The 14,333-nt window shown below is 60.9% G+C and carries 12 protein-coding genes; all 12 read left to right on the top strand.

What is annotated here, in order from left to right; translation table 11 throughout:
- Nucleotides 1-165 precede the first annotated feature (165 nt).
- On the top strand, nt 166-699 hold the full coding sequence (rfaH, locus tag V6F91_RS05940; protein ID WP_332763010.1) for a transcription/translation regulatory transformer protein RfaH: 534 nt from the start codon (nt 166-168) through the stop codon (nt 697-699).
- A gap of 37 nt (nt 700-736) precedes the next feature.
- Nucleotides 737-1,897, top strand: a complete 1,161-nt coding sequence (locus tag V6F91_RS05935) for an outer membrane beta-barrel protein (RefSeq protein WP_332763009.1) — start codon at nt 737-739, stop codon at nt 1,895-1,897.
- Nucleotides 1,898-1,909: 12 nt separating this feature from the next.
- Nucleotides 1,910-2,443 (top strand): polysaccharide biosynthesis/export family protein, encoded by a 534-nt coding sequence (locus V6F91_RS05930; protein ID WP_332763008.1) that lies wholly within the window; start codon nt 1,910-1,912, stop codon nt 2,441-2,443.
- Between the two features lie 2 nt (nt 2,444-2,445).
- Nucleotides 2,446-4,767, top strand: coding sequence for a GumC family protein (locus V6F91_RS05925; RefSeq protein WP_332763007.1), 2,322 nt, complete (start codon nt 2,446-2,448; stop codon nt 4,765-4,767).
- Nucleotides 4,768-4,914: 147 nt separating this feature from the next.
- Nucleotides 4,915-6,306, top strand: a complete 1,392-nt coding sequence (locus V6F91_RS05920) for an undecaprenyl-phosphate glucose phosphotransferase (RefSeq protein ID WP_332763006.1) — start codon at nt 4,915-4,917, stop codon at nt 6,304-6,306.
- A gap of 70 nt (nt 6,307-6,376) precedes the next feature.
- Nucleotides 6,377-7,717, top strand: coding sequence for a UDP-glucose/GDP-mannose dehydrogenase family protein (locus V6F91_RS05915; RefSeq protein ID WP_332763005.1), 1,341 nt, complete (start codon nt 6,377-6,379; stop codon nt 7,715-7,717).
- A 13-nt stretch (nt 7,718-7,730) separates the two neighbouring features.
- Nucleotides 7,731-8,435, top strand: a complete 705-nt coding sequence (locus V6F91_RS05910) for a WecB/TagA/CpsF family glycosyltransferase (protein ID WP_332763004.1) — start codon at nt 7,731-7,733, stop codon at nt 8,433-8,435.
- Nucleotides 8,436-8,437: 2 nt separating this feature from the next.
- A complete protein-coding gene (locus V6F91_RS05905) occupies nt 8,438-9,520 on the top strand; it encodes a glycosyltransferase (protein ID WP_332763003.1) in 1,083 nt (360 codons plus the stop codon).
- The gene (locus tag V6F91_RS05900; RefSeq protein WP_332763002.1) at nt 9,517-10,629 is read left to right on the top strand and encodes a glycosyltransferase; all 1,113 of its coding nucleotides are present in this window, start codon (nt 9,517-9,519) and stop codon (nt 10,627-10,629) included. The genes V6F91_RS05905 and V6F91_RS05900 overlap by 4 nt, the downstream gene beginning before the upstream one ends.
- Nucleotides 10,626-11,939 carry an O-antigen ligase family protein gene (locus V6F91_RS05895; RefSeq protein ID WP_332763001.1) on the top strand — a complete coding sequence of 438 codons (1,314 nt, stop codon included), beginning with the start codon at nt 10,626-10,628 and terminating at the stop codon, nt 11,937-11,939. The genes V6F91_RS05900 and V6F91_RS05895 overlap by 4 nt, the downstream gene beginning before the upstream one ends.
- Nucleotides 11,940-11,956: 17 nt before the next feature.
- Nucleotides 11,957-12,901, top strand: a complete 945-nt coding sequence (locus V6F91_RS05890) for a glycosyltransferase family A protein (RefSeq protein ID WP_332763000.1) — start codon at nt 11,957-11,959, stop codon at nt 12,899-12,901.
- Between the two features lie 13 nt (nt 12,902-12,914).
- Entirely contained in the window at nt 12,915-14,333 is a 1,419-nt protein-coding gene (locus V6F91_RS05885) for an oligosaccharide flippase family protein (RefSeq protein WP_332762999.1), read from the top strand.

Here is a 14,333-nt window from a genome sequence, read left to right as displayed (position 1 = left end):
GTCTTTGGGAAAGTTCAGCCTACATGGCGCCGCACAAGTGATTCATTGTTGAAACACATCAACGTTACATAATAATAAAAACATCCCCTGCCAATTGTCTTTGCACGGCCCTGAATAGAGCTTCTGCCTGCCCTAAACTTCTCGAACATCAAAGAGTTTACACGCATGCCAGCAATCAGCTCGGATCAACCCAATTGGTATCTGTTGCAATGCAAACCACGTCAGGATGAGCGCGCACACCTCAACCTGCTCCAGCAACACTACGTGGTCTTTCATCCCCAACTCTTCACTGAGCGCGTTATCCGCGGGAAACGACAGCGCGTGATGGAGTCGTTATTCCCCGGTTATCTGTTTATCCAGCTCAGCGGCACTGACAATTGGGCACCGTTGCGCTCGACCCGTGGCGTCAGCCGGATTGTCGAGTTCAATCATGGTCCCGCGGCAGTAGCGGAGCATGTCATAGAGCACTTGCGCGAACGCTGCCTGGAATCGAATTCGGATGTGCAAGGACGACTCGAACCCGGTGAGCCACTGCGGATCATCAGCGGCCCGCTCTCACCACTCGAGGGTGTATTCCAGGCGTTACAAGGCAACGATCGGGTGTTACTGCTTCTGCAGTTTCTCAACCGCGAGCAGCCTGTGTGCTTGCCGCTTAGCGTTATTCAACGACAACAGCACAACTTCCAATCGTACAAATGACTGCTTGTCTCACCTGCCATTTCTCAGGAGCCATGACATGGCCTGGAAATCACGCTGCCCTGTTGCACTGATCATGGCCTCTTTCTACCCGGGAATGGCTTGGAGCACCGACCCACAAGCGATAAACGTTTATGGATTCGACTTCACGCCGACGTTCGTTTTTTCAGAAAGTTACGACGACAACTTTCGCGAAGTGGAAGACAACAAGCAGTCCTCGATGATCACCAAACTGGCGCCCTCCTTCGAGCTCAAGGCTGAAGATCGCAATAGCGCCACGCGATTGATCTGGCAGCCGACGCGGTACATCTATCACGACGATTCGGATGCCTCGAACACAGCACAACGAGTGCGTGCCGAGAGCGTGATGGAGTTCACCGACCGCCATCGTTTGAAGCTTGACGCCGAATATCGCAAATGGGAGCGCACCGAGTCGACGGCGGTCGAGGGGGTGAATGACAAACTCAACAACAAACGGGTTGGCGGGCTTTATACCTTCGGCGCCAAAAGTGCAGACAACCAGATCGACATCGGCGCCAATTACGCGCAACTGCGCTACGACAATGGCGATGGCATCAATGCCGACAAGGAACGCGACACCACTGCCCTTACTGGCACCTGGTACCACCGCATCGGCAGCAACACCCGAGGCTTGCTCGAATATGACCACACCGACTTCGACTACAAGCAGGCGAACAGTCCGCGCAGCAGCGTATCGGACGCCGTACTCGCCGGTGCCGTCTGGGATTTCACGGCACGCACGACGGGCAAAGTGCGCGTCGGTTATGAAAAAAAGAACTTCGACAGCAACCAATCCAATGACCTCGACAACCCCACCTGGCAAGTCGATCTGCAATGGAAACCGCGCACGTATTCGACGTTTACCTTTGTCGCGCGCCAGGCGCTGGCCGAGGGCGACGATGGCGCGGAGGCCGTGAAGTCGACCTTCACCCAGGTCGGCTGGCGGCACGGCTGGACGGAGCGAATTACCACCGTAGCCCAGGCCGGGCTCGGCCGTTACGTTTACGAAGGACAGAGCCGCACCGACGACTTTCAGGATTACAACCTCGCGGTGATCTATGCGATGCGCCGCTGGCTGGACATCGAAGTCGGCTATCGCTTCCGCGACAACGATTCCGATGCCGACAACGAAAGCTTCACCCGCAACGTGTTTCAGATCAGCTTCAACGTCAGCCTTTAAGAGGGTTTCGACATGAACACATCCGCACTTGTCCTGTCGTTCTCGTTGCTTGCGGCATCGACTGCCTACGCGGCAGATCCCGGCACGCAATACAAATTGGCCGCCGGCGATGTATTACGCATCATCGTCTTCGGTGAGCCGGAGTTGAGCCTGAAAAAGATCCGGCTCAGCGACGCCGGCACCTTTTCCTACCCCTTTCTCGGCGAAATCTCCGCCAAGGGGCTGACCCCCAGCCAGGTCGAAAAAATCATTGTCGACGGGCTCAAACAAGGCTACCTGGTCGACCCGAAAGTCAGCCTCAGTCAGATCGAGTACCGCTCCTTCTACATCAATGGCGAGGTGAAAAAGCCCGGCAGCTATCCGTTCGTGCCGGGCCTGACACTGGAGAAAGCCATTGCCTTGGGTGGTGGCCTGACCGAGCGGGCCTCGATCAAGCGCGTCACCATTTTGCGTGGCGCCAGTGGCGCGACCGACACCGATAACGTGACGCGCAGCACCACGATTGCCCCCGGCGACACCATTTCCATTGCACAAGGGTTCTTCTGATCATGGACAACAGCCTTGGCACCTACGTCGAACGTCCTTTGCAAGCGCACGTGCAGCCGCATCAACAGCACAGCGAAGACAAGGACACCCTGGATCTGCTGAAACTCTGGCGGGTGATCTGGCGTGCAAAATGGAGTATCGCCTGGCTGATTCTGGTCAGCGGGTTGCTGGCGACCATTGTGGTCTCGAACATCACCCCGCAATACATCGGCAGCACCACCCTGCTGTTCAACGACAAGAGCCCGCCGCTGATGTCCTTCCAGCAGGTCAAGGACTCCAACAGCAACACCACCGACTATCTGCAAACGCAACAGGCGCTCCTGCAATCACGGGATCTGGCCGAGCGCGCGGTGAAAAAACTTGGCCTGACCACCCACCCGGTCACCGACCCGCGCCAGCAACCGAAGTCGTGGTTCGCCCCACGCGAATGGCTGGCGGCTGTCGATCTGGACAAGTGGTTACCGGGGCTCGGTCTGGAGCGCTGGCTGCCGGAAAAACCGGCGGTCACCGAAGAAGACGTGTTCAACCAGGTCACGCAAAACCTGATGCTGCACACCAGCGTCAAGTTTGTCGGCAAGAGCCAATTGCTCGAAATCGAGGTCGAACTGCCGGACCCGGTTCTAGCGGCGGCCGCGGCCAATGCGCTGGCCCGCGGCTTCACCGACAGCCAGCTCGACACCAGTGAAAAGTCCACGCAAACCACCACGGCGTGGATGAACACCCGGCTGGTCAAGCTGCGTGACAACTTGCGCGCCGCCGAGAAAAAGCTCCAGGGCTACCGCGAAGAACAAGGTCTGGTAGACGTTGGCGGTGTCGCCACGATCAGCGCCAATGAACTGGAAATGACCGGTAATCGCATGGTCGACGCGCGGCGCAACCGCGCCGAAGCTGAAAGTGAATATCGGCAGGCCAAAGCCTTGGGCAACGGTGATCTGAGCAGACTGTCCAGCGTGCCCGCCGTCCTGAGTAACCCCCTGGTGCAGAAATTCCAGGCAGACCGCGCCCTTGCCCAAGCCAAGGTCGATGAACTGTCGGGCCGCTATGGGCCGAAACACCCGAGCCTGCTGTCCGCGCAGTCGGAATTGCGCACCGCCACCACCAGCCTGCAATTGCAGGTGCAACAGGTCGTCGCCGGGATCGAGCGGCAATACCAGCTCGCTACTGCCAGTGAGGCTTCGCTGCGTCAGTCCTTCAACAGCAACAAGGCGCAGATTCAGGACATTGCCCGCAAGGAATTCCAGTTGCGCGAGTTCCAGCGTGAGGTCGACAGCTCGCGGGCGCTCTACGAAACCTTCGTCACCCGCCTGAAGGAAACCACCGCCACCGCCGACATGGACTCGACCAAAGTGCGCATCGTCGACCCGGCCATTGTTCCGGTCGACCCGAGCAAACCGCGCAAAACCTTGATCGTGGCGATCGTTTCCTTGGTCGCGGCGGTCATCGGTGTGGCCCTGGCTCTGCTGTTCGACAGCCTGAGCAACACCTTCAAAACCGACGAGTCGATCGAAAGCGCGCTGAACATCCCGCTGCTCAGCGTCGTGCCATTGGTCATGAAGAAGAATCGCCGGCAACTGGCGCGTTTGTTCGAAGACAACGACAACCCGCGCTTCTCCGAGACGATCCGCAACCTGCGCACCTGGCTGATGCTGCAAAGCAATGAATTGCCTTCGCAGGTGGTGCTGATCACCTCGACGGTGGCCGGTGAAGGCAAAAGCACCATCGCCAACAATCTCGCCAGCTCGCTGGCACCGCTGGAAAGGGTACTGCTGATCGATGCCGACATGCGCCAGCCCACGCTGTCGCAGAATTTCGACTTCCCGCCGGACAGCCCCGGCCTGGCGAACGTGATTGCCGGCACCGCCAGGCTTGAAGACTGCATCGTTTCGGTGGGCAATCTGGACATGTTACTGGCGGGCAAGGTCATGCCGTCGGCGCGCGATTCCCTCGCCGCGCCACGTCTGCCCTCTCCTGCCGAGCCGCCCAACGCGCTGCAACCACCGCCGCAGGATTTGCTCAGTTCACCGCGCATGGCGCGCATGCTCGAAGCACTGCGCTCGCGTTACCGGCACATCATCATCGATTCGCCGCCTGCAGAAATGATCAGCGACGCGCTGTTGCTGGCCAAGCATTCGGATGCGGTCATTTACGTAGTCAAGGCCGACAGTACGCCAATCAGTCAGGTCCAGCGCGGCCTCGCCATGTTGCAACAGAGTCATGTGCCGGTATTCGGTACCGTGCTCAACCAGGTCGACCTGCGCAAGGCGCGCAAATACGGCCATCACCACTCCCGGGCGTTCTATAACTACGATTTCGCGCCCAGGTAACACCGGGCGCCCGCGCCTGCCGCTGCACCCCTTCTGCCCAAACACAACTCGCTTCACCTCTGCCGAGCCACGGAAAAGCCAGCGGGAAGACACCTCGTGTCTGCCTGCTCAGCGCTGACGCATTACTGCTGCCTTGAGGTCAAGCCCATGACTCCGCTCTATACCGCTCATATGACGCAACGCCGCGGCCTGACCTTCTGGGGCCAGTGGTCGTGCGCGCTGCTGTTGGCCACCTCGTTGCTGGTGCTGCTGGTGTATTGGCGCGTCGGCTACCTGACCAGCGAATACCGCATCCTGATCATCCTGGCTGTGCTCGGCTCAGTGCCGATTTACAGCGTGATGCGCGTATATCACAAACGCTATGGCCTGGTGGTCGGACTCGGCAGACTGCTGGCCGGCTGGTTGATTCTACTGGCGGTGCTGGCGGCGATTGCCTTCGTCACGCAGACCAGCGCGATCTATTCACGCCAGGTGATCATCCTCTGGGCGGTGTTGGGTTTCGTGGTCCAGGCGGCGAGTTTTCTACCCCTGCATTACCTGGCCCGCATGTACTCACGCAAGATATGCAATGAGCGCCGCTCGGTGATCATCGGCACCTGCCCGACCGCGCATGAGCTGGCGAAAAAGCTCTCCACGCCCAATCGTGCGCTGGTGCTGGGCTTTGTCGCTGCCGCCGATGACAGCGGCCCCGCGCCCAGCATTCTGCCGCTGCTCGGCCGCGTTGATGCGATCCGCGAGATCATCGCGCGTCTTGAAGTGCGCCGCGTGTACATCGTGCTGAACATGGCGCATGCCGCGACCATCGAGGCGCTGTACATCGATCTGCTGGACGTCAATGTCGACGTGGTGTGGATTCCGGATTTCGGCAGCATGGTACTGCTCAACCATTCGATCTCGGAAATCGAGCGAATGCCGGCCATCTACCTCAACGAAAGCCTGATCAGCTCGCATCCGGCCAGCCTGTTGTGCAAGGACCTGTTCGAGCGCAGCCTCGCCGCGCTGGCGATCGTGCTGCTCAGCCCGTTGCTGTTGGCGGTGGCGACCGCGATCAAGCTGACCTCCGCAGGCCCGGTGCTGTTCAAGCAGAACCGTCACGGTTGCAACGGCGAAGTGATCAAGGTGTGGAAGTTTCGTTCGATGCACGTTCACGACGACCGTGAGGTGCGCCAGGCCACTCGCAACGATAACCGCCTCACGCCGATCGGCCACTTCCTGCGGCGCAGCTCCATCGATGAATTGCCGCAGTTGTTCAATGTGGTGTTCGGGCAGATGGCGCTGGTCGGTCCGCGCCCACATGCCGTCACCCACAACATTTATTACACCGGCAAGGTGCGCGCCTACATGGCCCGCCATCGGCTCAAACCGGGCATCACCGGGCTGGCGCAGATCACCGGCCATCGCGGCGAAACCGAGACGCTGGAAAAGATGCAGCTGCGCGTCGCCCAGGACCTCAACTACATCAACCAGTGGTCGCTGTGGCTCGACCTGAAAATCCTCCTCAAGACCCCCTTCACGCTGTTCTCGAAAAACATCTACTGACCCCTGCTCCACCGCTGCCTGCTCCCTGCCCGTCCGTTGATAACCGGTCATGACGACCTGAGGTTTGACCATGAATGTGAGCGTATTCGGTATTGGTTATGTTGGCCTTGTCCAAGGCGCTGCACTGGCGGAGGTCGGGCACAGTGTGCTCTGCGTCGATGTTGACGTCGCCCGGGTCGAGGCCTTGAAGGAAGGCACTCTGCCGATCTACGAGCCGGGTCTGAAAAGCCTGGTGCGTGACAACTATCAGAGCGGTCGGCTGCGCTTCGGCACCGATCTGGCGGACGCTGTACACCACGGCGACGTGTTGTTGATCGCCGTCGGCACTCCACCGGACGAAGACGGTTCAGCGGACCTGCAATACGTGTTGAGCGTGGCGCACACCATCGCGCTGAACATGGATCGCCACCAGATCATCGTCGACAAATCCACCGTTCCGGTCGGCACCGGCGACCGGGTGCGCGCTCATATCGAGCAGGTGCTGGCCGACAACGACCGCAGCGATCTGACCTTCGATGTGGTTTCAAACCCCGAATTTCTCAAGGAAGGCTGCGCCGTCGAGGACTGCATGCGCCCGGACCGGATCATCATCGGCACCGACAGCGCGCGTGCCGAAGAAGTGATGCGGGAACTGTATGAACCGTTCAATCGCAATCGCGAAAAAATCCTCGTCATGGACGTGCGCAGTGCCGAGCTGACCAAGTACGCCGCCAACTGCATGCTGGCGACCAAGATCAGCTTCATGAACGAAATGGCCTGCCTCGCCGAAAGCCTCGGCGCCGACATCGAGAAGGTCCGTCATGGCATCGGTTCCGATCCGCGCATCGGCTACCAATTCATCTACCCCGGCCCGGGCTATGGCGGCTCGTGCTTTCCCAAGGACGTGAAAGCGCTGATCCACGCCGCCACCAGTGTCGACTTCGACGCCCGCGTGCTCAAGGCCGTCGAGGCGCGCAACCAGGAACAGAAAACCACGCTTTACAGCAAGATTTTCAACCACTTCGACGGCCACCTCAGCGGCAAGACCTTCGCCCTGTGGGGGCTGAGCTTCAAGCCCAACACCGACGACATGCGCGAAGCGCCCAGCCGCGTGTTGATGGAAGCCCTGTGGCGCGCCGGCGCCAGCGTGCAAGCCTTCGACCCCAAAGCCATGGAAGAGGCGCAGCGCATTTATGGCTCGCGCGATGACCTGACCCTGACCGGCACCAAGGAAGCGGCACTGAAAAATGCCGACGCGCTGATCATCGTCACCGAGTGGCAGGCGTTTCGCGCGCCGGACTTTGACGTGCTCAGCGCGCGGCTCAAGCAACCGCTGATTTTCGACGGGCGCAATCTGTTCGATCCGCAACGGTTGAGCAAACGCGGCTTCACCTACGTCTCTGTGGGTCGTCAGACCCACTCTGTGATCTGACGGGAGCCTCGCCATGTTGAAACTCGAACTGGTCGGGCACTACTCGCCACAATTGCTCGAGGCCAACCAGGCCTATTCGTTCATCAACTTTGCCTCGATCAGCAGCGTCTTCGCGCAGCGTTCGGGCGCCATCACCTATTTTTGCGACGGCATGCTGATGTCCTCGTTCATGTCACGGGTGACCGGCAGAACCATCGGCCGGGTCAGCTTCGACTTCACCTCGATCGCCGACCAGGTACTGGGCGGCGCCGAGCGCCTGGGCAAACGGGTTTACTTCGTCGGCGCCCGGCAAGGCGAACTTGAGCTGTTCATGCGCAAGATCCAGACCCTGTATCCACGGCTGAGCATTGCCGGTTACCACAACGGCTATTTCAACGTTGCCGAGGCTGCGGCGCTGCACGCCGACATCTGCCGCAGCGAAGCGAACATTCTGATTGTTGGCCTCGGCGCCGGGTTGCAGGAGCAGTTCGAACAGGACGTGCTGCGCGCAGGTTTTCAAGGCGTTGCCTTCACCTGCGGCGGCTTCATTCGCCAGGAAGCGCTGGCCTCGCGGCAATACTATCCGGCGCTGATCAATCGCCTGCACTTGCGCGCGTTCTACCGCATGTACCGCGAGCCGCACACGATCAAACGCTACCTCATCGATTACCCGAGCAACTTCCTGCACCTGCTGGCCCTGCTCGCACGGCGCAAAGTCGCCATCAGTGTCGGGGAGTGACCATGCACATTCTGTTCATTCTCAAGGATTTCAAATCCGGTGGCGGCGTCGAGCGGGTGCAGCAGCGGCTGTCCGAGCAGTTCCTCAAGGATGGCCGGCGCGTGAGTTTCTTCGTCATGAACGGCGAAACCCCGGACACCGAGGGCAATCAACGCCACCACAGCGGCGGCGGCAACGGCATCACCGGCCTGCTCCGCTCGATCGTGCTGTTGCGCCGGCTGATCCGTGAGGAGCAGGTGACCCACCTGATTTCCGCCAAGGAGCAGGCCAACGTCTGCACCTGGTTCGCCACGCTCGGCAGTGCCTGCAAAGTCATCTACAGCCGACACATTGCCCTCGATTGCAAAGAGCAGAAAACCAATCCTTCGAGCCTGCGCCTGCTGTACGCCTTGTACCTGTGCGGCAGCGGCAAAGTGGTCACGGTCTCCACGGCGTTGCGCCAGTCGCTGGTCGGCCTGTTGCCATGGGGCCGAAAGCGCATCAGCTATTGCCCGAACGCGGTGATCACCGAACAACTGTTCCAGGCCTCACGGGCGCCATTACTCGCCGGGTTGCCCGAGGCTTATTGGTTGGGATTGGGACGCCTGACACAGCAGAAAGGTTTTGACCTGTTGCTCGCTGCCTACGCCCTGGCCTTGCAACAACGCACGCTGCCGGACCTTGTGATCGCCGGCGACGGGCCGATGCGCGACGCACTCAAAGCGCAGGCGCAACGCCTGGGTATCGCACGACGGGTGCACTTCACCGGTTACCTGAGCAATCCCTATCCGCTGCTCAGAAACGCGCGACTGTTCATTCTCAGCTCGACCCACGAAGGCATGCCGACCGTGCTGATCGAGGCACTGGCGCTGGGCACACCAGTGCTGGCCAGCGACTGCGAAACCGGGCCCCGAGAACTGCTGGACAACGGCCAGCTCGGCCTGCTGGTCAAGGTCAACGACGTGCCGGCACTGGCTGACGGAATGCTGCAAAGTCTGACCTCGCGCGATGACGCGATGCCCCACGAACACACCCTGACCGAAGCCTTGCGCCCCTACACCAGCCAGCACGCGGCGCAGGCGTATTACCAGGTATGGAATCAATGAAAAAATTCCTGATCATTCTCCACGACCTCAGTGCCGGCGGCGCCGAGAAAATGATGACGCGCCTGGCCGGTGCGCTGGTCGACGCGGACAACGACGTGACCCTGCTCCTGCTCACCGGCGGCGGCATCAACGCGAAATATCTCGACCCGCGCGTCAAGACTGTCGAACTGCATAGCCCGCGCAGTGTTCGCGCGATTCCGGCACTCGCACGGTTTCTGCGCGCCAATCGCTTCGATGCGCAACTGGCGGCGCTGACTCACGTCAACGTCGTGGCGATCGCCGCCGCGCTGTTGTCCGGCACGCTGGCGCGCCTGCACGTCAGCGAACGCAACGCGTTTTCCCACGACAAACACGTCAATCCAGCCTTTATGGTGCGGCTGGCCTACAGCGCGGCACCGCTGCTGTATCGGCTGATTCCTAACCCGGTGATCTGCGTGTCGAAAGGCGTCGCCCAGGATCTGGTCGATACCACCATCGCGCGCCGCCAGGACGTGACCACTGCCGACAATCCGGTGCTCGACGACGACTTCTACAAAAAGCGCCCGGGCCGCCCCAGTCACCGCTGGCTGCTGGAAAAGTCCGGTGCGGTGATCGTTGCCGTGGGCCGTCTGGCCCGGCAAAAAGGTTTCGACACGTTGATCAGCGCGCTGGCCGCGCTACCGGATACCGGCGTGCGTTTGATCATCTTTGGCGAAGGTGCGCTGCGCCCGCAGTTGCTGGAACAGGCCCGTGAGCTGGGCGTCGCCGAGCGTGTCGATCTGCCGGGTTACACCGCCGATCCGCTGGCGGAAGTCGCCGCTGCCGATTGTTTTGTCCTGTCGTCACGCTTCGAGGGCAGCCCGAATGCGCTGGTCGAGGCTTTGGCCACGGGTACGCCAGTGGTCGCGACTCGCTGCCCTCACGGCCCGGCAGAAATTCTTATCAATGGTCTGGTGGCACCGCTGGTCGAGGTCGACGACGCACTTGCGCTGGCGCAGGCGATCGGCCTGCAGCTCCACACGCCGCGCCATTTCAAGCGTGATACCCGGCTCGAGGCGGCGGCCCGGTTCGCCAATACCCGCGCCTTGCAGACCTACCTCACGGCGATGCTTGGGAGCGCCACATCATGAGCACTCTGACGATCCGATATTCGACATTGCGCGACGGCTTCGCCTTGTTCGGCGTGCTGTTTTACATCCAGGTGATCACCTTTGCCCTCGGGCTGGGCAGCGGGTTCAGCTTCGGCGACGTCGACAAAGACCTCGAAGGCAGCGTCGCCAACCAGGTCTGTGGGCTTGTGACGTTGTTGGTGCCGCTGTTTTTCTTTATCCGCAACAAGGTGTTCCTGAGCAAAACCTTCTACCGCAGCAACTTCTTTCTGCTGCTGTTTCTGCTCTGTGTGATCGCCTCGATCGGCTGGTCCCACGATCCGATGCTCAGCCTGAAACGGGTGATCGCCCTGCTCGGCGTGGTGTTCTTTGCCGGCTTCATTGCCTGGAACTACCCGCTGGAAAAGATCGTCTTCATGCTCGGCTGTGCGATCGGCGCCGCAGCGTTCATCGGGCTGATACTGGCGGTGGTCATGCCTGACGTCGCGTTCCTCTCAGGGGGCATCCGTGACGGCGCCTTCAAGGGCATCTTTGCCGAAAAGAATGCCGGGGCGCGGCTTAATGCCGTGGCCATCCTGTTATTGCTGCCGATGATCCGCCAGGGTAACCGCCGCGCGCTGTTCTGCGCGTTGTGTTCGCTGGTGGCGATTCTGCTCGCGCAGTCGGCGACCGGCGTCGCTCTGGTGGTGTTCGGCACGGTGAGCTATTGGTATTTCCTGACCCTGATCCGCCTGCGCATCCACCGCTCGCAGGCGCTGTTTTTCGCCAGCACGGCGCTGTTTCTGCTGGCGGGCCTGTTGCTCTACAACCACGTTGCCTGGCTGCTGGAAATCGCTGGTCGCGACCCGTCGCTGACGGACCGCACGCTGATCTGGGAACTGCTTTCACCCTTCGTCGAGCAGGAATGGCTCAAGGGTTATGGCTTCGGCGCGTTCTGGGCCAGTCCCGATGCCGACGCGTTCATTACGCGCTGGGGTTACATCGGCAACGCCCACAGCGGCTACATGGAAACCCTGCTCAACGGCGGTGTGATCCAGTTGAGCACACTGATTCTGCTGTTCGGCGAAGCGCTGCTCAAACAGTACCGCGCCGTGACCGCCAACCACACGGCGCAATTGCGCGCCAGTGCGCTGGTGATTATCGGCCTGTTTGCCGTGACCAACTACGTGGCATACGTCATTCCCAACTACCGCTCCGCCGAATTCCTGGTGTTCTGCACCCTCGCCCTGTCCTTCCGGCATCAACTGGTGATGCTCCCCGCGTTCAAACCGACAAACCCGCGCCAGCGTCAGGCTGGTCGGGCATTTGCGCCTGATTCCGCCAAGGCGTAACCCAAGGAGAAGCCGCCGTGCCAAACCAAGCCCCGTATACCGTTTGCGTTCTGATCCCGATGTACAACGGCGCCGACAGCATCGAGCAAACGCTGACCTCGCTGGCCGAGCAGACCCGCCTGCCCGATCACGTCATCGTCATCGACGATGGTTCCACCGATGACGGGCCGCAACGGGTCCGGGACTTCGCCGCGCCGTTTCGCCTGACCCTGTTGCAGCAGGCCAACGCCGGCCAGGCCAGTGCGCGCAATACCGGTTTGCACCACAGCCAGGAAACCTTCGTGGCGATGCTCGATGCCGATGACCAGTGGCGCCCGCAAAAGCTGGAGCTGCAACTGGCGCTGTATGCCGAACTCGAACAACAAGGCCGCCCGGTCGGGCTGATCGATTGCTACACGCAGGTCAATTACAGCAACGGCAAGCGCCAACTGGACGCCGTGCGCAAGAGCGGCATGCACTTCTACGACTTCGTCCACGCCAACGTGCTCAATGGCGTGTCTGCCGCGCTGGTCAAACGCGACGTGATGTTGCAACTCGGCGGCTTCGATGCCGGCCTGCGTTACTGCGAAGACCGCTTCATGTGGACGCGCATCGCCGAGCACTGGGAAATCCACACGGTGCCGCAAGTGCTGCTCGAACGCACGGTCAACGACGGCAACATGACCGCGCAACCGAAAAAGCACTACCAGAACAAGATGAAGTTCATCGACGTGTATCTCGAACGCTATGGCGCGCAGTTGAGCAAGCAGCAACACATCGATTTCGTGCTGGGCAATCACACTGATTTTCTCAATACCTTTTCCCGGCGTGGCGATCATGCCGAGGTGCTCGATGTGTACCGGCGGATGTTCGAATACTCCTGGCAGACGCTGATCTTCGATCACGGCAAACCGACCTTGCGCTGTCTCTACGCCCTCGCCCGCAGCGGGTTCAAGGCACCGGCATCAACCGCCGCTCAATGATCCGGTAACCGCCATGGCCAATCACCGCCTCGTCACCCTCGGCTGGATCTTCACGGAAAAATTCGGCCTGATCCTGCTGTCGATGATCACCTTCGTCGCCTATGCGCGCCTGTTGTCACCGGCCGAGCTGGGTGTGGGCACGATCATCATCGCCATTGTCGAGCTGGTCGGGCTGATCTACTCCTCGGTGCTGGAAGACCCGCTGGTACGCCTGGAACGTCTGGAAGACAAACACATCTCGACGGCGTTCTGGGCGGCGGTGCTGGTCAGCCTGGCGTCGATTGTGCTGATCTCGCTGGCGGTGCTGTTGTATACGACCGATCCAGTGCTGCGCTGGATGACCGCGCTGGCCTCGGTGAAAATCCTGTTCACCATGATGGCGCGGGTCTATGTGGCGCAAATGCGCCGCAGCGGCAACTTCAAGGCGCTCGCCTCGCGCACCTTGCTGGGCAAGATCGTCGGCGGTTTCGCCGGTATCGCGGTGGCGCTCTGGGGACTCGGCGCCTGGGCGGTGGTCGCTCAGGCACTGATCATGGAATTCGTCTCGATCATCGTGCTGATGCGCGCAGACCCGCGGCGCATCGCTTTTTATATCGACGGTCCGTTCTTGCGCGAGCTGATCAAGGCCGGCACGCCGGTGGCGATCAACGCACTCAGTTCACAGACCCTGCAACGCGGCGTCAACGTGGTGCTGGGGATGACGGCCGGGGCGAATGCGGTCGGCATGTTCAACATGGCGATGCGCATCATCGACCTGCCGCGAACGGCGATCTACAACGGCCTGCTGAGCTATGCGCTGCCAGCGTTTTCCCGACGCAGCGCCGAACCGCTGCGCCTGCTCGGGATCATCGGCGACTCGACTGTGGTCAGCAGTTTTCTGTTGACGCCGCTGTTCCTCGGCATCGCCCTCACGGCCAGCGACCTGATTCTGTTGATCTTCGGCGCCAAATGGGCCGAGGCGATTCCTCTGCTGCAAGTGCTGGCGTGTACGGCGGCCGTCGGCAACATGGCGATGTACGCGACCACCGCGCTGGTCGCGGTCAACCGCAGCCATCTCACGATCAAGGCCGAAGTGCTGACTACGCTGCTGGCGCTGCTGCTGGTGTACGTCTTCGGCAGTACCTATGGCGGCATGGCCGCCGCGGTGGCACTGCTGGTGCGCATGCTGCTGATCACGCCGCTGCAGATTCGCGGGCTCAACACCGCCGTCGGCTACGACTGGCGCCGCTTCTTCGACTCCAATTACCGCAGCGTGCTGGCCTCGCTGGTGATGGTCACAACCGTGTTGTCGGTGTCGCCGCACCTGTCCGTTCAAGGCTACCTGCACCTGGTGTGCGACATCTCGCTTGGCGCCCTGAGCTATGCCGTGGCGTATAGCGTCCTGCACCCGCGCTGGCCGCAGGAATTCAAATCGGTGTTCACCGCTCGCTGA

It is taken from the genome of Pseudomonas koreensis, assembly GCF_036668835.1.
Lineage (GTDB): Bacteria > Pseudomonadota > Gammaproteobacteria > Pseudomonadales > Pseudomonadaceae > Aquipseudomonas > Aquipseudomonas koreensis_I.
Note: the sequence above shows the minus strand (reverse complement) of the source record. Positions and strands in the feature narration are given on the sequence as shown.

Excerpts from the sequence above, each read along its gene's own strand:
- V6F91_RS05915 (WP_332763005.1), top strand. The coding sequence starts at position 6,377 with ATGAATGTGAGCGTATTCGGTATTGGTTATGTTGGCCTTGTCCAAGGC.
- rfaH (WP_332763010.1), top strand. The coding sequence starts at position 166 with ATGCCAGCAATCAGCTCGGATCAACCCAATTGGTATCTGTTGCAATGC.
- V6F91_RS05930 (WP_332763008.1), top strand. The coding sequence starts at position 1,910 with ATGAACACATCCGCACTTGTCCTGTCGTTCTCGTTGCTTGCGGCATCG.
- V6F91_RS05910 (WP_332763004.1), top strand. The coding sequence starts at position 7,731 with ATGTTGAAACTCGAACTGGTCGGGCACTACTCGCCACAATTGCTCGAG.
- V6F91_RS05905 (WP_332763003.1), top strand. The coding sequence starts at position 8,438 with ATGCACATTCTGTTCATTCTCAAGGATTTCAAATCCGGTGGCGGCGTC.
- V6F91_RS05885 (WP_332762999.1), top strand. The coding sequence starts at position 12,915 with ATGGCCAATCACCGCCTCGTCACCCTCGGCTGGATCTTCACGGAAAAA.
- V6F91_RS05900 (WP_332763002.1), top strand. The coding sequence starts at position 9,517 with ATGAAAAAATTCCTGATCATTCTCCACGACCTCAGTGCCGGCGGCGCC.
- V6F91_RS05920 (WP_332763006.1), top strand. The coding sequence starts at position 4,915 with ATGACTCCGCTCTATACCGCTCATATGACGCAACGCCGCGGCCTGACC.
- V6F91_RS05935 (WP_332763009.1), top strand. The coding sequence starts at position 737 with ATGGCCTGGAAATCACGCTGCCCTGTTGCACTGATCATGGCCTCTTTC.
- V6F91_RS05895 (WP_332763001.1), top strand. The coding sequence starts at position 10,626 with ATGAGCACTCTGACGATCCGATATTCGACATTGCGCGACGGCTTCGCC.
- V6F91_RS05925 (WP_332763007.1), top strand. The coding sequence starts at position 2,446 with ATGGACAACAGCCTTGGCACCTACGTCGAACGTCCTTTGCAAGCGCAC.